This is a genomic window from Roseateles sp. GW835-FHT13E02 (genome assembly GCF_058794035.1).
Genome location: NZ_JBXAGJ010000003.1, coordinates 96,540 through 114,306, shown reverse-complemented (window position 1 = coordinate 114,306; position 17,767 = coordinate 96,540). Strand labels below are relative to the sequence as shown.

Genomic DNA, 17,767 nt, shown 5'->3' with positions numbered 1-17,767 from the left:
TCATTTTTCTTTTACTGATGAGCCGCCAGGCTCAGGCCCAGCAGGCGCTGTTGCAGGGCCTCGTCCTCGGCCAAGGCCTGCATGGCGCCGGCGTGGACGACGCGGCCGTTGTCCATCACCGCGACCCGGTCGCCCAGGGCGCGGGCCACCATGAAGTTCTGCTCGACCAGCAGCACGGTGGTGGGGGCCTGACCTTGTTCACCTCCGCGCTTGAGCTCACGCAGCGCCTCGATCAGGTTCAGGATGATGGCGGGCGCCAGGCCCTTGCTGGGTTCGTCGATCAGCAGCAAGCGGCGCGGTTCGATCAGGGCGCGGGCGATGGCCAGCATCTGCTTTTGCCCGCCGCTGAGCTTGCCGGCCGGGTAGAGCCAGAACTTCTTGAGCGCCGGGAAATGGCCGAACAGCCAGTCCAGGCGCTGCCCATCCAGCTCGCTCAGACGGCGCGCGCCGCGCGCGGCCAGCAGCAGGTTCTCGGCCACGCTGAGGTCGGCAAAGATGCCCATGTTCTCGGGCACATAGGCAATGCCGCGCTGGGCGATCTCGGGCGTTTGCGCCGGCTCGCGCGGGCTGTTGGCGCTGATGCGCTGGCCGTCGAAATCGATGCGGCCCTGGTTGGCCTGCCACAAGCCCATGATGGTGCGCAGGGTGGTGCTCTTGCCCGCGCCATTGCGGCCCAGCAGCATGGTGACCTGGCCGGCCGGCACCTCCAGATCCACGCCGTGGAGGATGTGATAAGCGCCGATGTGGGTGTGAACGCCCTGCAAGGTCAGCAGCGATGGCGCGTTATGGTTGCTCGTGTTTGTATTCATGCGCCGGCAGCCTCCATCTCAGTCACGGGCAGTGCCGCGCCGAGGTAGGCGTTCTGCACCACGGGCGAGGCGATCACGGCAGCCGGTTCGCCGTCGGCCACCAGCTGGCCGTTGTGCAAGACGATGATGCGGTCGGCCAGTTCGCGCACCACATCCATCTTGTGTTCGACCAGCAGGATGGTGTGCTGGCCCTGGGCTTTCAGCTCGCGGATCAGGTCCAGCACCACGGGCACTTCGTCCACGCTCATGCCGGCGGTCGGTTCGTCAAACATATAGACCTTGGGTTGCAGGGCGATCAGCAGGGCCACTTCGAGCTTGCGCTGGTCGCCGTGCGGCAGGCTGGCGGCCGTGGCCTGGGCGCGCGTTTGCAGCCGCACGCGCTCGACGATGGCCATGGCTTCGTCGATCAGGTCCCGGTGCTGCAGCCAGACCGAGAACATGCGCAGGCCCAGGCCGCGCCGAGCTTGCACGGCCAGGCGCACGTTTTCGAGCACGCTCAGATGCGGGAACAGCTGGGTTAGCTGAAAGGCCCGGCCCAGGCCCAACCGGGTGCGGGCCGGCGCGGGCAGTGAGGTCAGGTCCTGGCCGTCCAGCCAGACGCTGCCGCTGCTGGCATTCAGCTGGCCGGAGATCAAGTTGAAATAAGTGGTTTTGCCGGCGCCGTTGGGGCCGACGATGGCGGTCAGGGTGCCGGGCTGGAAGCTGCAAGAGACCGCGTCAACGGCCTTGTGGCCGCCGAAGTGGATGGAGAGGTTCTTTGTTTCAAGCACGGTGGTGCTCCGGGAATTCTTTTGAGTTAGAGCGCTGGAAGCTCGGCTACTGCGCGGCCCTTGGACGTCGTTGCGGGTCCTCCCACAGATCCTCACGTAGCGCTGCTACGTTCCGGTCTGTGGGTCCCCCCGCCTCGGCCAGAGGCCTCGTCCTTCGGCAGGCACCAACAGTCCTCAGGACTGTTGGTGTCCGGCCTCAGCGCCTAGCCCAGGGATCGTTCTCGGTGAGTGGCGTGGCGGACGCCAAAAGCTTGCTGTACTGACTTGCGATGGCGGCCCGTTAGGAACAACCGGGTTCGGAACGCCCATCGTTAGCGCCCGAGGCGTAGCGAGCGGCTTCAGGACTAGGCGCGGGAGGACCCGAGAACCGGAACGTAGCAGCGCTACGTGAGGATTCGCGGGGGGACCCGCAACGACGGCCTGGAGTCGCGCAGTAGCCGAGCATCCGGCGCTCCAATCGAATCAACCTAACAACCTATCACCGCTGATTCCGAATCGGCACATTCATCTCTTCTGCCTTGATTTCGCGCACCAACTCCGGCACACCCCAAGCAAACGCCGGATCCACCTTGATCTTGAAGTGATACATCGCCTGCATCGCCTGATGATCCTCGGGGCGGAAGGTCATCTTCCCCTTGGGCGTTTCAAAACTCATGCCTTCCATGGTCTTGATCAGCTTATTGGTGCTGGTGTCGCCGCCGGTCTTCTTGAGCGCCTCCACCACGGCGATGGCGGCCGTCATGCCGCCGGCGGTGAAGAAGTCGGGCGGCGTCTTGAACTGCTTGTAGTGGTTGGCGACCAGCCACTCGTTGACCGGGTTCTTGGGGATGCCGAAGTAGTAGTACGCAGCGCCTTCCATGCCGGGGAACTGCTTGTAGGCCGTCATGGCCGGCAGGATGTTGCCGCCGGTGGCGATCTCGATGCCATAACGCTTCAAGTCCAGGTCAGCGATCTTGAAGGGGTTGCCGGCGCCGGCCCAGAGGATGAAGACGACCTTGCGGCCGGGCTCGTTCTTGAGCTTGTCGATCAGGCGCTGGGCACCGGCGGTGAAATCGGTGGTCGTCGTGGGCAGGTATTCCTCGTGGACGATGCGGGCCTTCTTGATCGCATCACGAAACGCCTTCACGCCGTCGCGGCCGAAGGCGTAGTCCTGCGCCAGCGTGGCAATCGTGACGCCGGCTTTGTCCAGTGCCACGGCATTGGAGATCGCGTCTTGCGAGGAGTTGCGGCCGGTGCGGAAGATGTATTTGTTCCACTTGTCGCCGGTGATGGAGTCGGCCACGGCCGGCTCGACCAGCAGGATCTTTTTGTACTCCTCGGCCACCGGCAGCATGGCCAGGGCCACGCCCGAGGCGGTGGGGCCCACGGCCAAATCGGCCTTGTCGTCACCATAGGCCGTGGCCAGCAGGTTCTTTCCCACATCGGGCTTGCCCTGGTCGTCCTTCTCGATCACCACGATCTTCTTGCCGCCGACGGTCATGGTGCCGCCGGTGGCGTAGTCCAGGCCCATCATGAAGCCGGTCTGGGTCTGCTTGCCGTAGGCCTCCAGCGGGCCGGTCTTGCTGTAGATCAGGGCAACGCGAACCTCCTTGCCAGCGCCGGCCTGGGCATGGCTGAGGCTGGGTGCCAGCCCGAGCAGGCCCAGCAGGCCGCTTGCGGCAAGTTGAGTGCACAGGGCGAGCGCGCTGCGCCGCCGGGCCGTCGAGGTCTGCTGCTGAGTCTGCTTCATGGTCTGCTTGTCTCCGTGAGCCGATCGCGCGTCGGCATGCGTGGTGGTCGGGGCGGCGTGGACGGTGGCGGCGCTTCGGTTGGATCGCTCCAGCGCAGAAGCTGTCCACCGTCGTGTGCGTGGCTCTTGTTGGCTTGCAGCGTACGCAAAGCTTGTGCCGGCTGGGGCTGTAGCCTCACCAAACTGGTGCAAACCCCGAGAAGACAGGCCCTGCGGCACCCGATGACGGGGTGTTTGGGGCCGGGTCCTGACATCGCTCCTGTGGGTGGGCCCCAGCGCACTGTGTGGAAGCCGGACAATCGGTGCTCGGTGATGTCTTGAAATCAGGCATTGCCTGAAATTCAGACGGACGATGCCTCAGCTCGGACTGCCTTCGGCATGGGTCGCCATCAGATCCGGCCAGCGGGCCAGGCGCTCGTAGAGCGAGGCGCGCGAGATCTGCAGCAGGCGGGCCGTGGCCATGCGGTTGCCGCCGGTCAGGCGCAGGGCCTCGGCGATCGCATCGCGTTCCACGGCCTCGATGCGTTCGGGCAGAGGGCGCAAGGTGTCGAGGCTGACCGCAGTGGCCGGGCCGCTGGTTGGCGCTGCGGGCTCGTGCGTTGACTCTTGGGGCTGGATGGCCGACAAGCTGCTCGGCAGCAGCTTCGGCAAGGCATTGGCTTCGTCCGCGTTCACAGGGCTCGGCATGGCCGCCGTAAAGCTGTGTTCGTTGAGCTGCAACTCATCGCTCATCAAGCTGGCTTGTTCCAGCACATTGCGCAGTTCGCGGATATTGCCCGGCCAGCGTTGCTGTTGCAGCCAATCGAGGGCGCCGGTGCTGAGCAGCTTTTGCGGCATGCCGCTGCGCCGGGCGATGTCTTCACCCAGTGCTTCGACCAGGGCCTCGATGTCTTCCCGCCGTTCACGCAGGGCGGGCACGCGAATCGGCAGGACATTGAGCCGGTAGTACAGGTCGGCCCGGAACTCGCCGGCCGCCACCATGGCGCCGAGGTCGCGGCTTGTCGCGGCGATCACGCGCACATCGACCGGGATCACGGTGTTGCTGCCCAGCGGCTCCACTTCCTGCTCCTGCAGCACGCGCAGCAGCTTGCTTTGCAGGGTGGTCGGCATGTCGCCGATTTCGTCCAGGAAGAGCGTGCCGCCGTCGGCCAGCTTGAACTTGCCCTCGCGGCCCTTGCGGTCGGCGCCGGTGTAGGCGCCGGGGGCCACGCCGAAGAACTCGGCCTCCAGCAAGGTGTCGGGCACGGCGGCGATATTGATGCTGACCAGGGGCTTGTGCGCGCGCCGCGAGGCGGCATGGATGGCATGGGCCAGCAGCTCCTTGCCGGTGCCGGTTTCGCCCAGCAGCAGCACGGTGGAGCTGGTCAGCGCGGCGCGGCGGGCCTGGCGCTTGACTTCCAGCGCCGGGGCGCTGCTGCCGATGAAGCTGGCGATGGTGTGCTTGGAGCGGCGGTTCTTGCTCTGCTCCGCGGCCAGCTGGCGGCGGGTGTCGTCCAGCTCCTGCTGCAGCCGGCCGAACTTGGAGATCAGCGGCTGCATGGTGGTTTCGGGGTGGTCCAGCAGCACCAGGCCGAGCGCGCCAATCACTTCACCGGCCTCGTTACGCAAGGGCAGGCGGGTCACCAGAAAGGTGCCGGCCCGGTTGGTCAGCAGGTCGATCAGCATCGGCTTGCCCGAGGCGATCACTTGCGGGATCAAGGTGTTGGGCACCACCTCCTCGACCGGCCGGCCGACGAACTCCGTCTCGTCACCAAAACCCAGGGCCGGCAGAAAGCGCTTGTAGCCCTCGCTGATCCAGACGATGCGGTGCGAGCGGTCCACCACCATCATGCCCTCGGTGGCCTGGGCCAGCACATCGAACAAGGACTGCGCAGCCATGCGCAGCACGCCGTCGGCATCGGCGGGCAGTTCGGGGATCAGGAGGCTGGAGGCGGGCACAGGACAGTGAGGCAGAGGCCAAGAAAAAACGGAAAAAGCGAGGGCCCGATCGACGGGCCTGCGTCAATGTAGCAGCCCCGTCCGGCACCCCCGCTCGGCCAGCGGCCTGTGACAGGCCGCGGCGCATCGGCGTGTTTAGAACCTGTAGCCGACGCCCGCCGTGATGGTCCGCGGCGCACCGTAGAAGCCGCTCAGCACCGTCAGCGAGGGGATGTTGTAGCCGTCCGTGCGGTAGGCCTTGTTGGCCAGATTGCTGCCTTGCAGCGAGAAACTCAGGCGCTCGGTCTTCTCCCAGATCAGGCCGGCCGAGATCAGGCCGTAGGCGTTCTGCGCGATCACCTCGCTGAGGTCGGTGGTCGGGTAGACCTTGGTGCGGTAGTTCAGGCCCAGCCGGGTCTTGAGCACGCCGCCCAGGGGCACGCCGGTGCGGTACTCGATGTTCAGAGCGCCCTGGAACTTCGGCGTGTTGCTGAACTTCTTGTCGGCCGCCACATTGACGCCGCGGTCGATGTATTCGTCGTACTTGGCATTCACGTAAGCCATATTGCCGCTGAGCGACCAGGCCGAGTCGGGCCGCCAGGCGAATTCCACTTCCGCGCCCTGCACCGTGGCCTTGCCGGCGTTGGTGAAGTCGCCGAAGAAGCTGGGCGTGCCGTTGGCCGCGATGTAGGACGTGAAGATGGACAGCTGCACGTTCTTGTACTTGTTGTGGAAGACGGCGCTGTTGATCTCCAGGCGGCCGCCGTCGAGCACGGTCTTGGCGCCCAGCTCCAGCGAATCCAGGGTTTCGTCGTTGAAGGGTTCGGCCGAGCGCGGCACCGCCACGGCCTGGGCGCGCACGTTGTAGCCGCCCGACTTGAAGCCGCGCGAGGCGCTGGCGTAGAGGTTCGTCGTGCCGCTGAGCTTGTAGTCCAGCGAGAGCTTGGGCGCGGTGCTGCTGACCTCGCGGGTCTTGTCAAAGTCCGCCGTCACGCCGGTCACCTGGCTGAAGGTGGCGTCCTTGAAGCCCTGGTTCAGCACGCGCGCGTGCTTGCTTTCCTTGGTGTAGCGCAAGCCGGTGCTGAGGCTGAAGCTCGGGCTCAGGCGCCAGCTCCAGTCTCCGTAGACGGCCTTGCCCTTGGTATAGACGGTGCCGTTGGTGCTGCCGAAAAGCAGGTTGAAGAAGTTGTTCAGCACCGTGCCGCCGGCCTCGCCGTCGAACTGGTAGAGGCCCAGCACACCGGCATGCCCGCTGCCACTGTCGTAGCTGAACTGCAATTCGTTGCTGGTCTGCTTGTCGGCATAACGGGCCAACACATCGGCGGTCTTGGCGGGCAGGCCGTCGAAATCGATGCCGGTGTTGGTCAGGCCGCGGCGATTGGCGTGGACGAACTTGGCCGTCCATGCGTTGGACAGGTTGAGCGTCGCCGTCAGCGAGTGGCCGCGCGTGTCGGTGCTGTTCTTGTTGGCCATGCCGGTGGCGATGTCGTAATTGCTTTCCACCGGCGGGTTGGCATTCAGGCGCTTGAAGCCTCGCATGTTCGAGTCATCGAGCGCCCGGTCGGCGCTGAAGACCACGGTCAGCGGCAGGTCCTTGGCGAAGTAGCCCACGGTGGCGCGAGCGGCCGTGGTGTCCTGGTTGCTGACATCGCTGCCATCGGTCAGGTTCTTGCCATAGCCTTCGCGGTTCAGGCTGGCCACGGCGAAGCGGGCGCGGATCTGGCCGTCGGCCGCCGAGCCACCGACCGAGCCTTTGAAATTGGCCTGGCCGTAGTTGCCGGTCGAGAAGCTCAGCGAGCCTTCGGTCGCCGTGCCCAGCGGGCGCGACACGTATTTGATGGCGCCGCCGATGGTGTTCTTGCCGTAGAGCGTGCCCTGCGGGCCGCGCAGCACTTCGATGCGCTGCACATCGAACACTTCCAGCAGCGCGCCCTGCGGCCGCGCCATATAGACATCGTCCAGATAGATGCCCACGCCCGGGTCCACACCCCAGAGCGGGTCGGCCTGGCCGACGCCGCGGATGAAGGTGGTGATGGTGGAGTTGCTGCCGCGCGCGGCGTACACGGTCAGGTTGGGCACCTGGCCTTGCAGGTCGCCGAGGTTCTTCACGTTCAGCGCTTCCAGCGCGGTGGCGCTGAGGGCGGTCACCGCCACCGGCACATCGCGCAGGCTTTCCTCGCGGCGGCGTGCGGTCACCTTCACGGCTTCGAGCTTGTTGGTGCCGCCCGTGGCCTCGGCCGTGGCCGCTTTGGCGGCGTTGCTCTCGTCGGCGCTGGCGGCGGGCTGGGCGGCCGCGGTGCCGCTGGTTTGCGCCTGGCTGCTTAGCGGCAGCGCGAACAGCGCAGCCAGGGCCAGGCTCAGCGGTGAGAGGCGGGCGGGGTTCGTCCGGGCGGTGGGGCGTGGGGTGAAGCGCATCGGTTTGTCTCCGGGGTGGCTTGTTGGTTTGCTTGCTTGTTTGCTGGCTTGCTTGATGTTCTGTCGGCTCGTTGCTGCCTGCTGCCTGCTGCCTGCTGCCTGCTGCCTGCTGCCTGCTGCCTGCTGCAGACTGGCTGGCCGCCGTGCTCTTTCTGGCGCTTGGCGTGGCGCAGCTGGCCTGGCTCGACCTGGGCTGCCATCTCTTCTGGATGGGCCGGTCGAACCCGCGCACGCAGCGACCTCCGGCTTCTGCAATAGCTGTGCCCGCGATGCCCAGGTGCGACCCAGACTGGTGCAAACCACTAGGCCGCAGGCGCTTTCGGCTCCCGGATGGGCGGTGCGGCGCATGGTTTTGGGGCCGAGCGGGGCGAGGGCAGGGGCGCAAACGCGGCGTAGAGCGTGTTGTTTTGCGCAAACAGCCGTGTACGCCCGGGTATTCGTCTGATTTTCAGTCAGCGATATGCGCTGATTTGTCTGAAGAGTAGGCAGTGACTGATGTCTGGACGATCGGCGCGTCGTGGCGCCCCCCTGTTAGCGTGCCTCGGCCTTCACAAACCCCAAATGCCGGCCTTCTACAATTCCGCCAGCGACAACAAGATCCTGTGGCTCACGCCACGGAACAAGGGTCCATGAGTACGGCTCGCACCAGGGGGTGCCGAGGCCATGAAGAGGGAGTCAAGGAAAATGAAGACGAACAAGCGATCGCTGGCCGGTTTGGGCCTGGCGTTGGGTCTGGCCGTGGCCGCGTTGCCGAGCGCACAAGCGGCGCTGCAGGGCCGAGACCTGGATCCGGCCAAGGCCGGTTTCGAGGCCTATTACGACACCGAGCTGAACATCAGCTGGCTGGCCGACTTCGGTGCTGTGCGCAGTTTCGATCCCGATGGCCGGCTGAGTTGGGATGGTGCGCAGAGCTGGATCGCCCAGCTCAACAGCCAATCGCTGTACGGTTTCAACAACTGGCGCTTGCCCAAGGTCACGCCGGTCAACGGCAAGGCTTTCCGGTATGGCAACAGCAACAACGGCAGCACCGACTACGGCGTGGCCGCCACCGGACAGGGCTGGGGCAAGGCCTCGGAAATGGGCCACCTCTATTACGTGACCCTGGGCAACAAGGGCTATTGCACGCCCACGGCCGCCGGCAACGATGCCTGCGTCATCCAGCCGGGTTGGGAAGAGAAGAACTTTGGCCCCTTCACCGGCCTGTCGACCTATGTGTTCTGGTCCGGCACCGAAGTGCCGAATCGTTCGAACCAGGCCTGGTACTTCTATGCCTACTACGGCAATCAGTACTACCAAAGCAAGGACCAGCAGTACTCGGCCCTGGCCGTGCGTGACGGCGATGTGCTGGCGCAGCCGGTGCCCGAGCCGAAAGGCGCGCTGCTGATGTTCGGCGGCCTGCTGGCGCTGGCGGCCGTGGTGCGGCGCAAGACGGGCGCACGCTGAGCGTAGGTCGGAGCGGGGCTACGCCACCTGCCCCGGTCGACTGATTCAGGCTGCTGCCCGCGCCCAGATCCAGTTCTTGGGCACATAAAAGCCCGATTCCTTGAGCGCGGCGGCGTAGGCCTCGAACTCGGTCAGCGATTCCAGGGTGCAGACGTCGCGGTAGCGGGCCACCTGGATGCGCTCGTCGGCGGCGGCGTTGCCGCTGTACAGGCTGCTGGGTTGGAAGACGGTGAGGGGGAAGCCGTCGCCATAGCTCTCGCCTGGCTTGACGGTGAGCATGTCATGGGCGCTCAAGGCACCGAAAGCACGATTGCGATGGGATTCGGCGTTGTGGTGCACGCGGCGCATCGGTGCTTGTTCGCCGACGGCGCCCATGGCCACATTGAGCTGGTTGATGCAGCGCAGGATGCGCGGCGTCAGATTGCCCATATCGGCGTGCTCGGAGCGATCGCTGACGCCGAAATAGTTCTGGAACTTCTCGGCCGAAATCCCATCGCGCAGGCTGTGCAGGGCCGCATTGCGGCGCAGATGGAAGTCGCCTGCGCGGCTCTGTGTGTGCAGGCTGGGGTCCAGGACGTTGTCCATGCCCTGGCCGGCGCGGAAGGCCACGCCCTTGTGCAGGGTGCCGTCCTGCAGCTGGATCCCAGGCTTGATGATGTCGGCCTCGGCCCGGCTGCCGTACTGGCCCCAGCTGGGGCAGACGGCGAACAAGTCGTAGTCCCCCGTCATGGGCTGGCCAGCGCCCATCTCGTTGGAACACATCACCTCAAACACCTCGGCGCGCAGGCCTTGCGGGTCTTTGTCCAGGATCATGAAGCTGTTGGTGTTGGCCAGACCCACGGGTGGGTAGACGCGGATTTCGTACTGGTCGGACTGGCCGATGGCAAAAGCGCGGAAGACCACGGGCTTGCCGTCACCGCTGCGGCGAGCCGTCAGCAGGAAGTCGCGGCTGCCAGGGATCGGGGTGCGAACGTCGATGGCGGTGCGGGCCGGCCGGCCCTCGGCGCGGGTCAGCTGCTCTTCGATCTGCGCCAGGCTCAACAGCAGCGGTCGTTTGATGGCAAAGCGGGAGTCCAGGCCGTCGTCATTGGCCTGCGTGCCACGCAAGGCTTTCTCCGGGTCGTAGCCGACCTTGCTGTAGAGGCCGTTGTAGGGCACCAGGCCGGCATGCGGGCCCCAGTCGGAGCTCTTGCCTTTGACATGGAAGTTCTTGCTCGGGTAGCCGCGCTCCAGCCAGCGTTTGGACCAGGGCCCGGTCGAGCGGAAGATGATGACCTCGTTGAGCCGGGTCGCCACCCGCTTGGCGGCCTCCATATCGTTCAGCGTCATGCCATTTTGGTCATGGGCGAAAGAAGCGTTCAGACCGACCAACATCGCAAACTCCAGCAGCTCTGCAGCAAGGGGCCAAAATCTGGCCCGGTGTGCATTCAACAAGACGAGAGCCGGAACTCTACGTTCAAGCCATGGGGGCGCATCGCTTCGCGGCGCGGGAATTTTGCCGCGGCGCCCCTGCGACCGTGGGGCGGCCTCACCGGCCGCAGCTGCCCGGACCCAACCCAGCCAAAGGAGACAGTGCAATGACGATGTGGAACCCAGGCCCTCTCTGCGCGGGGTGGCTCGCGCTGGCCTTGCTCGCACCGGGCACGGCCGGTGCGGCCGCGCCGGCGGAACGCCCCACCGAGCGTGAGGCCCAGGCTGCACCTGCCAGCCAGCCCTACGTCATCGCCCAGACCTATGCCTTGCACTCCCAGGTCTTGAACGAGACGCGGGTGCTCAACATCATGTTGCCCGAGGGCTATGCCGAGCACCCGGAGCAGCGCTACCCGGTGATCTATCTGCTCGATGGCGGCCAGCAGGAAGACTTCACCCACATGGCCGGCGCCGTGCAGTTCGCCAGCTTTCCCTGGGTGGAGCGCCTGCCGCCGGCCATTCTGGTGGGCATCGCCAACACCGACCGCAAGCGCGACATGACCTTCAAGGCCTCGCCGGGCTTTGTCTGGCCCAAGTGGATGCATGCCTACAGCGATGCCTACAAGAACGCCGGCGGTTCCGAGGCCTTCATCCGCCACCTGGCCAGCGAGGTTCAGCCCTTTGTGGCGCAGAACTTCCGTGTCAGCGCCGATCGCATGCTGATCGGGCAGTCCTTGGCCGGCTTGCTGGCCACCGAGGTGCTGCTCAAGCGGCCGGAGCTCTTCAACCGCTACGTCATCATGAGCCCCAGCCTCTGGTGGGACAACGAGTCCCTGCTCAAGCAGGCGCCGCGCTGGCTGAGCCAGCAGGGCCCGCGCGCTGAGCCCGTGCAGGTTTACCTGGCTGTGGGCAAGGAGGGCCCGGCCATGGAGCGCGATGCGCGCGCCTTGGCCGCGATCCTGCGCAAGCAGACCGTTGGCGCCACGCCGCAGCTGAAGCTGCGCTTCGAGTACCTGCCGCAGGAGAACCACGGCAGCATCCTGCACCCGGCCACGCTGAACGCGTTTGCGCATTTCTACGCGCCGCGCCCGGGCGCGCGCTGAGCGCGCTCAGCGGGGGCGTCGCGGCGCGCCGGTCCTGGCCGGCTTGAGGCGCCGTTCCAGGGCCTTGCTGGCCGCGGCTTTCAGCAGGCGCTGGAAGGAGGGGCATTGCGCATGGCTGGGCGCCGGGCAGGCGGCGGCATGGCGCAGACCGGCGCTCATGGCCTGCAGCTGCAGGATGGTGCGGTCCAGTTCGTCGGCTTTGGCGGCCAGCAGGCCGCGGTCGATCTGGGCGCTGCCCGGTGCGGCGCCGGTCAGCATGGTGCCGATCTCGTCCAGGGAAAAGCCGGCCGCCTGGCCTAGGGCGATCAGGGCGAGCTGGTCCAGCACCGTGGCCGCGAACTTGCGCCGCTGGCTTTCTCCGTCGGCGGCGCCCAGCGAACGGATCAGGCCGCGCCGCTCGTAATAGCGCAGGGCCGAGGCCGCGACGCCGCTTCGCCTGGCCACCTCGGCAATGTCCAGGGCCTCTGGCATGGCTTCCATTTTTCCGCTTGACTTGAAGTTGACTTCAACTTCTATAGTGACTGAAAGCGTCCTCTCAAGTCAAGCCAAACCGGAGCCCGACACCATGTCCAACGATCTCCACCCCCCTCTTCTCAGCCTCTCGCCCTGGCTGGCCGCGGCCTTGCTGGGCCTGGGCGCCACCGCTTTGTTCGATGTCTGGCTTTGGGTTCTGAAGACCCAGCTTGGCGTTCCTACCGCCAGCTTCGGTCTGATCGGCCGCTGGGTCGGCCACATGGCGAGCGGCCGCTTTGTGCACGCGGCCATTGCGCGTGCCCAGCCGCTGCGCCATGAGCTTGCCCTGGGCTGGCTGCTGCATTACGCCGTGGGCCTGGCTTTCGGCGCCGGCCTGCTGGCCTGGCAGGGCCTGGCCTGGCTGCAGCAGCCCAGCCTGGGCCCGGCCCTGGGTTTCGGCCTGGCCACGGTGCTGCTGCCGCTGGGCCTGATGCAGCCCGCCTGGGGTGGCGGCCTGTTCGCCCGCAAGACCGCCACGCCGCTACAGAGCTGCCTGCGCAGCCTGCTCAACCACCTGGTCTTCGGTTTCGGGCTCTACCTCACGGCCCTGGCGCTGCGCCAGCTGTCGGGCTGAGGGCGAAGCCCGAGCACGCCCTGATGCCTTTGCTCCCGCTGTGCCCCGCTCTGCGGCCGGGGCCGGCGGAGCCCTGTTCCTCTCTGCCGCAGCAGCCCTTCTCACTGGAGCCCATCGTCATGTCCCAACAACTCACCCGCCTGGCCATCGTCTATCACAGTGCCCACGGCCACACCGAGCACATCGCCCGCCACATCTTGCAAGGCGTCGAAAGCGTTCCGGGCGTGCAGGCCCTGCTGCTGCGCGCCGAAGACCTGATCCGGCAGCCCGAGGCACTGACCGCCTACGATGGCCTCGTCCTCGGCTCCCCCACCTATCTCGGCGGCGTGTCCGGGGTGTTCAAGTCCTTCATGGATGCCACCGGCCGCCTGTGGCGGCAGCAGGCCTTGCGCGGTCGCCTGGCTGCCGGCTTCACGGTGTCCTCCCTGCCGGCGGGGGACAAGCAGTCCACCCTGCTGTCGCTGATCGTCTTCTGCATGCAGCACGGCATGCTCTGGGTGGGCAACCCCATCCTGCCCGAGCAGCACACCGGCGTGCCCTACGAGCAGGCGGCCAACCGCCTGGGCTCCTGGTCGGGCCTGATGGCTCAGGCCGGCCACGGCGCCGCGGCCGACGCCTTTGTGCCAGGTGACCTCAAGACCGCCCACCTCTTCGGTGCCCACTTCGCGCGCAGCTTGCTGCGCGTGGGGGCCGCGCCAGAGGCCGTGCAGTTGACCGAGCAGGCGGCCTGAGCATGGCGCCCCGCATGCCCCAGGCTGACGCTCGGCCTGCCCATCCACTGGCCGGCCCGCTGTTCGGCTTGATCCTTTCCGGCCTGATGTCCTTGCTGGTGTCCGGCGTGGCCAACTGGCGCGCACAGGGCTTGGGGCCGGGCTTTGCATCCGCCTGGTTCGGGGCCTGGTGGCCGGCTTGGCTGTTGGCCTTTCCGGCCGTGCTGCTGCTGGCGCCGCTGACCCGGCGCCTGGTGCAGGCCCTGCTGCCGCCGGCCGGCGATTGAGGGCCGGCCTGGGCCCACCCGCCCAGGGCCCATGCCCCAGTCCGTCGCCAGCCACACTCCGGAGCAACCCGGCTTGAGTTTCCTCGGGGCGCGGCGCATGCTGGCCTGACCGCGATGGGCGGGGCCCGCACCGGGCAGCGCATCGCGGCGTCTTTGGCCGTCGATGGGAAGTGGTGTCTGATGCAGTCCGGAAAAGAACAAGAACATGTGCCAGTGCACGCACTGCGCGCTGCCCCGGCCCTTGAAACGGCGTCGGCCGCCCAGGCCGCCTTGCGTGCGCAGTGGCAGGCCCTGTTGACGGAGACGCCCCCGGAAGAGCGGGCCTTGCTGCGGCGCGTGGTCCAGGCTCATGCGGTCAGCCTGGCCGATCAGTTCTATGCCGCCATGCTGGAGGACGGCGAGGCACGCGCCTTCCTCAGCCATGAAGCGGTAGAGCAGCGCCTGCATGCCTCCATGCAGCGCTGGCTGATCGAGCTGCTGGGCCTGTGGGACGGCGAACGTCTCGACGAATGCCTGGCCCGCCAACGCCAGATCGGCATCGTCCACGCCCGGGTGCGCGTGCGGGTGGAGCTGGTGATGCGCGGCGCGCGCCGGATCAAGGTCGGCCTGCTGGCCCTGCTGAACCAGAGCTGCGAGGACCGCCACCTGGCCGCCCGTGCGGCCCTGACGGCCCATGGCTTGATCGACCTGGCCGTGGAGCTGATGAGCGCCCAGTACGGCAGCGCCAACGACGCCGCCGTGCGCACTGACGAGGCCTACCGCAGCCATGCCGCGACCATGAATATGTCGCTGGAGCGCGAGCGCCAGCGCAACGCCCTGTTCGATTGGGAGAACCGCTTTTTGCACGCCATGATGACAGGCCAGCTGGGGCACGAGCTGGCGCGCATCGGCCAATGCTCTTTCGGCCTGTGGGTGCGGCACAAGGCCAGCGCCCTGTTCGTGCACAGCAGCGAGCTGAACAGCATCATCGAATCGCTGGACCGCATCGATCAGGTGATGCTGCCGCTGTGCCTGGCCGAGCTCAAGCATGGCACCTTGCTGTCCCTGCGCCAGCAGGTGGCGGCGGTGCTGGCCGAGCTGGAGCAGACCCGCTACCTGACCGATGCCTTGTTCGACCAGTTTGTTCATCTCGAAGGCGGCCGCGATGCGCTGACCCAGCTGCTCAACCGCCGCTTTCTCTCGGCCATCCTGTCGCGCGAGGTGGAGCTGTGTCGCAACACCGGCCAGTCCTTCTCGGTCATCTTGCTCGATGTCGACCACTTCAAGCGCGTCAACGACCAGCACGGCCACGAAGCCGGTGATCGCCTGCTGCAGCAACTGGCCAATGTGCTGGTGGACAACATCCGCAGCGGCGACTTCTTGTTCCGCTACGGTGGCGAGGAGTTTTTGGTTCTGTGCGTCGAGTTGGACGCCGTCCAGGCCCTGCAAGTGGCCGAGAAGATCCGCCTGGCTGTGCAGGCCGAACCGGTGGCCCTGGGTCACCAGCAACAGCTGAACATGACGGTCAGCCTGGGTGTGGCCAGCCACGACGGCCACCCCGATTACCAGCGCCTGATCGACCGCGCCGACCAGGCCCTCTACCGCGCCAAGGCGGCGGGGCGCAATTGCGCGGTCAGCGCCGAGGACCCCTGAGGGCGGGGCTCAGCGCCGCTCCAGCCGCAGCTGCAAGGCCTTGACCGAGGCCGCGACGGCCCTGCTTGAGATCCAGACGAGCTTCTGAATCCGGTTCAGCGCCAGGTTCTTGACGGTTTATGTTTTGCCGCATACATTGCACTGCAAGGTATGTTGTTGAACAAGGTAAAGCCATGGAAAACGAAGACTCCCAGGACAAATGGCAGATCCAGATCCGCAAAGGTGCGCTGGAGCTGGTGATCCTTGCCGCTTTGCGCGGTCCGCCGGTCTATGGACTCGCGCTGCTGCGACATCTGCAGCAGTTCCCCACCACGGCCATCACCGAAGGCACGTTGTATCCCCTGCTCGATCGCCTCAAACGCGACGAGCTGGTCAGCGCCGACTGGATTCAGGAAGGCTCCACCCGCCCGCGCAAGTACTACCAGCTCACCGCCAAAGGTGAACAGCGACTCCAGACCCTCGCTGCCGCTTGGCAACAGTCGGTGGCCGACATCAACGCCTTGCTGACGACGCCCACGCCGGCCGCAGATCCAAGAAAAGGAACTTGACATGATCTCCCGTCAACCGATCCGAGCCTATGTCCGTGCCTTGGCCGGGCATCTCCACAGCCTCGACAAAGCCGATGCGGACGAAGTCATCCGGGAAATCGAGGGCCATCTACACGAGGTGGTGGACAACGCCGAAGAGCGCGGCGAGGCGCTCGATCTGGCGGCGCTGCTGGAGGGATTCGGCCCGCCGCAAGCACTTGCCGCCCAGTACATCGAACATCTGCGTCAGGGCACGCCACCTCCGGCCGGCTTCCGTGTGCTGAGGCGGGTCAAACAGGGTGTCAGCCGCAGCCTGTATTGGTCTATGGGTGTTTTCGGTTACTCCATCGCGGCCGGCTTGCTCTTTCTGGCGCTGGCCAAGCTCTGGTCGCCCGACTCCACAGGCGTCTGGTCGGTGGCCGGTGGCCAATCCATTGTGGTGGCTTGGGCCGCTCAGCCTCCGGCGGAGCCGGAACTGCTGGGCTGGTGGCTGCTGCCTGTGGCGCTGGCATTGGCATTGGGCTGTGCCGAACTGACCCGGCGGGTGATGCGCGTTCTGCGACGCGGGCTGATGTAGACGGCGTAAGGCCACCCTCCTGGCCGGCAGGACGCTCCGCCTGAATCACTCGGACCCTGCTTCAGCCACTGCACTGAACGAATCGGCGGCCGGGCATGGCCGTTGGGGTTTCGCTCGCCCGCAAAAAAGGCGGAGCAAGCCAGAAACGAGGAATCCGCATGAAAAAAACTCTGGACCTGGATATGGCACTTCATGGCCGTGGGCTTGGCGCTAGCAAGCCTTGCGGCCGCAGTCGGCATCTGGCATGGCGCCGATGTCCATCTCGGCGACAACATGACGGCCTACAAAGTGGGCGATGAAGGCCCGCATGTGTTTCTGGAGGGCGATCGCTGGGTGCAGAAAACCCTGCGTGGCAGCCGTGACGAGGGCTTTCATGTGGAAGAAGAAAGCCATCCGCGGCATGGGCCCTTTGCAATCGACGTGCTGTTCCCGCTCGACAACAGCCGATTCACCGTCCATGTGGAGCCGCCGGAGCCCGCAGCGGGCTTTGTCTCACCGCCCGTGCGCTATCAGGACGGGGCACCGGTGTTGGCGGTGTCAGACATCGAGGGGAACTACAAGACCTTTCGCGATTTGCTGATCGCAGCGCAGGTCATCGATGCCAATCTGGATTGGAAGTTTGGCCGTGGCCATCTGGTGCTGATCGGTGACTTTGTGGACCGCGGCGCCTCGACAACGCAAGTGCTGTGGCTGATCTACAAGCTCGAGCAAGCGGCGGCTCGGCACGGTGGCCGTGTTCACTACATCCTCGGCAACCACGAGATCAAGAACCTGCAAGGCAATTTTCAGGCGGCCCACAAGAAGTACGTCAACATCGCCGGCATGCTCGGCAAGCAGCAGCACGAGTTGTTGGGTGACCAGTCCTTCATCGGCCAATGGCTGATGAGCAAGAACAGCGTCGAGCTGATCAACGGGGTCTTGTTTGCACACGGAGGCTTGCATCCGATCCTGGCCGAGCTGCCCTACACGCTGGAAGACATCAATGCCCAGGTTCGTCAGCAGTACCGGCAGATGTTCTATCCGAAGAAGGCCGCATCACGGGGGGATGTGCTGAGTGACACCTCGAAAGGCGTCGCCTGGTACCGCGGCTACTTCGAAGGTGACCTGCGTCAGGACGATGTTGAAAAGCTTCTGAACAAGTTCCAGGCCCGAGCGATCGCTGTCGGCCACACCCCGGTGTGGAACATCAAAACCTTGTTTGACGGCAAGGTCTACGCCGTCGACGTGCGGCATCCACTGGACTACCGCTGGACTCTTCCTGCGCGCCGCTCTCAGGCCTTGTGGCTGGAAGCGGACCAAGCCTGGCGTGTACATGACGACGGTGAGCGTCAGCCCCTGTGAATCTGTCCGC

At 66.0% G+C, this 17,767-nt stretch carries 16 protein-coding genes; 9 read left to right on the top strand and 7 right to left on the bottom strand.

The features are described 5' to 3' along the window. Positions 1 to 11 precede the first annotated feature (11 nt). The 5 genes from AC1Q6P_RS03915 to AC1Q6P_RS03895 all read right to left on the bottom strand — a co-directional run bounded on the left by AC1Q6P_RS03915 (position 12) and on the right by AC1Q6P_RS03895 (position 7,640). The gene (locus tag AC1Q6P_RS03915; RefSeq protein WP_171826541.1) at positions 12 to 809 is read right to left on the bottom strand and encodes an ABC transporter ATP-binding protein; all 798 of its coding nucleotides are present in this window, start codon (positions 807 to 809) and stop codon (positions 12 to 14) included. Further along, the gene (locus tag AC1Q6P_RS03910) at positions 806 to 1,579 is read right to left on the bottom strand and encodes an ABC transporter ATP-binding protein (protein WP_492663327.1); all 774 of its coding nucleotides are present in this window, start codon (positions 1,577 to 1,579) and stop codon (positions 806 to 808) included. The genes AC1Q6P_RS03915 and AC1Q6P_RS03910 overlap by 4 nt, the downstream gene beginning before the upstream one ends. 478 nt (positions 1,580 to 2,057) lie before the next feature. Further along, positions 2,058 to 3,308 (bottom strand): substrate-binding domain-containing protein, encoded by a 1,251-nt coding sequence (locus tag AC1Q6P_RS03905; RefSeq protein WP_492663326.1) that lies wholly within the window; start codon positions 3,306 to 3,308, stop codon positions 2,058 to 2,060. Positions 3,309 to 3,665: 357 nt separating this feature from the next. After that, positions 3,666 to 5,186 carry a sigma-54 interaction domain-containing protein gene (locus AC1Q6P_RS03900; RefSeq protein ID WP_492663491.1) on the bottom strand — a complete coding sequence of 507 codons (1,521 nt, stop codon included), beginning with the start codon at positions 5,184 to 5,186 and terminating at the stop codon, positions 3,666 to 3,668. A 195-nt stretch (positions 5,187 to 5,381) separates the two neighbouring features. Then, the gene (locus tag AC1Q6P_RS03895; protein ID WP_492663325.1) at positions 5,382 to 7,640 is read right to left on the bottom strand and encodes a TonB-dependent receptor; all 2,259 of its coding nucleotides are present in this window, start codon (positions 7,638 to 7,640) and stop codon (positions 5,382 to 5,384) included. Between the two features lie 684 nt (positions 7,641 to 8,324). Between AC1Q6P_RS03895 and AC1Q6P_RS03890 the strand changes: the two genes are divergently transcribed. After that, positions 8,325 to 9,083, top strand: coding sequence for an Lcl domain-containing protein (locus tag AC1Q6P_RS03890; protein ID WP_492663324.1), 759 nt, complete (start codon positions 8,325 to 8,327; stop codon positions 9,081 to 9,083). 45 nt (positions 9,084 to 9,128) lie between these two features. On the opposite strand, the gene AC1Q6P_RS03885 is transcribed toward AC1Q6P_RS03890, so the two are convergent. Continuing rightward, entirely contained in the window at positions 9,129 to 10,412 is a 1,284-nt protein-coding gene (locus AC1Q6P_RS03885) for an anthrax toxin-like adenylyl cyclase domain-containing protein (RefSeq protein WP_492663323.1), read from the bottom strand. Between the two features lie 248 nt (positions 10,413 to 10,660). Between AC1Q6P_RS03885 and AC1Q6P_RS03880 the strand changes: the two genes are divergently transcribed. Continuing rightward, positions 10,661 to 11,596 (top strand): alpha/beta hydrolase, encoded by a 936-nt coding sequence (locus AC1Q6P_RS03880; protein WP_492663322.1) that lies wholly within the window; start codon positions 10,661 to 10,663, stop codon positions 11,594 to 11,596. Between the two features lie 6 nt (positions 11,597 to 11,602). Here AC1Q6P_RS03880 and AC1Q6P_RS03875 read toward each other — a convergent pair whose 3' ends face one another. Further along, positions 11,603 to 12,055 carry a helix-turn-helix domain-containing protein gene (locus AC1Q6P_RS03875; protein WP_492663490.1) on the bottom strand — a complete coding sequence of 151 codons (453 nt, stop codon included), beginning with the start codon at positions 12,053 to 12,055 and terminating at the stop codon, positions 11,603 to 11,605. Between the two features lie 106 nt (positions 12,056 to 12,161). On the opposite strand from AC1Q6P_RS03875, the gene AC1Q6P_RS03870 reads away from it, so the two are divergent. The 7 genes from AC1Q6P_RS03870 to AC1Q6P_RS03840 all read left to right on the top strand — a co-directional run bounded on the left by AC1Q6P_RS03870 (position 12,162) and on the right by AC1Q6P_RS03840 (position 17,757). Beyond that, positions 12,162 to 12,683 carry a DUF2938 family protein gene (locus AC1Q6P_RS03870; protein ID WP_492663321.1) on the top strand — a complete coding sequence of 174 codons (522 nt, stop codon included), beginning with the start codon at positions 12,162 to 12,164 and terminating at the stop codon, positions 12,681 to 12,683. Between the two features lie 119 nt (positions 12,684 to 12,802). Further along, the gene (locus AC1Q6P_RS03865; protein ID WP_492663320.1) at positions 12,803 to 13,414 is read left to right on the top strand and encodes a flavodoxin family protein; all 612 of its coding nucleotides are present in this window, start codon (positions 12,803 to 12,805) and stop codon (positions 13,412 to 13,414) included. Positions 13,415 to 13,428: 14 nt separating this feature from the next. Beyond that, positions 13,429 to 13,680, top strand: a complete 252-nt coding sequence (locus tag AC1Q6P_RS03860; RefSeq protein ID WP_492663319.1) for a DUF2798 domain-containing protein — start codon at positions 13,429 to 13,431, stop codon at positions 13,678 to 13,680. A 207-nt stretch (positions 13,681 to 13,887) separates the two neighbouring features. After that, positions 13,888 to 15,312, top strand: a complete 1,425-nt coding sequence (locus AC1Q6P_RS03855; protein WP_492663318.1) for a GGDEF domain-containing protein — start codon at positions 13,888 to 13,890, stop codon at positions 15,310 to 15,312. A gap of 173 nt (positions 15,313 to 15,485) precedes the next feature. Continuing rightward, positions 15,486 to 15,860 carry a PadR family transcriptional regulator gene (locus tag AC1Q6P_RS03850; protein WP_223696618.1) on the top strand — a complete coding sequence of 125 codons (375 nt, stop codon included), beginning with the start codon at positions 15,486 to 15,488 and terminating at the stop codon, positions 15,858 to 15,860. Position 15,861: 1 nt separating this feature from the next. Next, positions 15,862 to 16,416 (top strand): HAAS signaling domain-containing protein, encoded by a 555-nt coding sequence (locus AC1Q6P_RS03845; protein WP_492663317.1) that lies wholly within the window; start codon positions 15,862 to 15,864, stop codon positions 16,414 to 16,416. Between the two features lie 192 nt (positions 16,417 to 16,608). Further along, positions 16,609 to 17,757, top strand: a complete 1,149-nt coding sequence (locus AC1Q6P_RS03840; protein ID WP_492663316.1) for a metallophosphoesterase — start codon at positions 16,609 to 16,611, stop codon at positions 17,755 to 17,757. The last annotated feature ends 10 nt before the right edge of the window (positions 17,758 to 17,767 follow it).

Excerpts from the sequence above, each read along its gene's own strand:
- AC1Q6P_RS03840 (WP_492663316.1), top strand. The coding sequence starts at position 16,609 with ATGGCCGTGGGCTTGGCGCTAGCAAGCCTTGCGGCCGCAGTCGGCATC.
- AC1Q6P_RS03845 (WP_492663317.1), top strand. The coding sequence starts at position 15,862 with ATGATCTCCCGTCAACCGATCCGAGCCTATGTCCGTGCCTTGGCCGGG.
- AC1Q6P_RS03860 (WP_492663319.1), top strand. The coding sequence starts at position 13,429 with ATGCCCCAGGCTGACGCTCGGCCTGCCCATCCACTGGCCGGCCCGCTG.
- AC1Q6P_RS03895 (WP_492663325.1), bottom strand. The coding sequence starts at position 7,640 with ATGCGCTTCACCCCACGCCCCACCGCCCGGACGAACCCCGCCCGCCTC.
- AC1Q6P_RS03865 (WP_492663320.1), top strand. The coding sequence starts at position 12,803 with ATGTCCCAACAACTCACCCGCCTGGCCATCGTCTATCACAGTGCCCAC.
- AC1Q6P_RS03890 (WP_492663324.1), top strand. The coding sequence starts at position 8,325 with ATGAAGACGAACAAGCGATCGCTGGCCGGTTTGGGCCTGGCGTTGGGT.
- AC1Q6P_RS03850 (WP_223696618.1), top strand. The coding sequence starts at position 15,486 with ATGGAAAACGAAGACTCCCAGGACAAATGGCAGATCCAGATCCGCAAA.
- AC1Q6P_RS03885 (WP_492663323.1), bottom strand. The coding sequence starts at position 10,412 with ATGACGCTGAACGATATGGAGGCCGCCAAGCGGGTGGCGACCCGGCTC.
- AC1Q6P_RS03905 (WP_492663326.1), bottom strand. The coding sequence starts at position 3,308 with ATGAAGCAGACTCAGCAGCAGACCTCGACGGCCCGGCGGCGCAGCGCG.
- AC1Q6P_RS03915 (WP_171826541.1), bottom strand. The coding sequence starts at position 809 with ATGAATACAAACACGAGCAACCATAACGCGCCATCGCTGCTGACCTTG.
- AC1Q6P_RS03880 (WP_492663322.1), top strand. The coding sequence starts at position 10,661 with ATGACGATGTGGAACCCAGGCCCTCTCTGCGCGGGGTGGCTCGCGCTG.
- AC1Q6P_RS03900 (WP_492663491.1), bottom strand. The coding sequence starts at position 5,186 with ATGGCTGCGCAGTCCTTGTTCGATGTGCTGGCCCAGGCCACCGAGGGC.
- AC1Q6P_RS03870 (WP_492663321.1), top strand. The coding sequence starts at position 12,162 with ATGTCCAACGATCTCCACCCCCCTCTTCTCAGCCTCTCGCCCTGGCTG.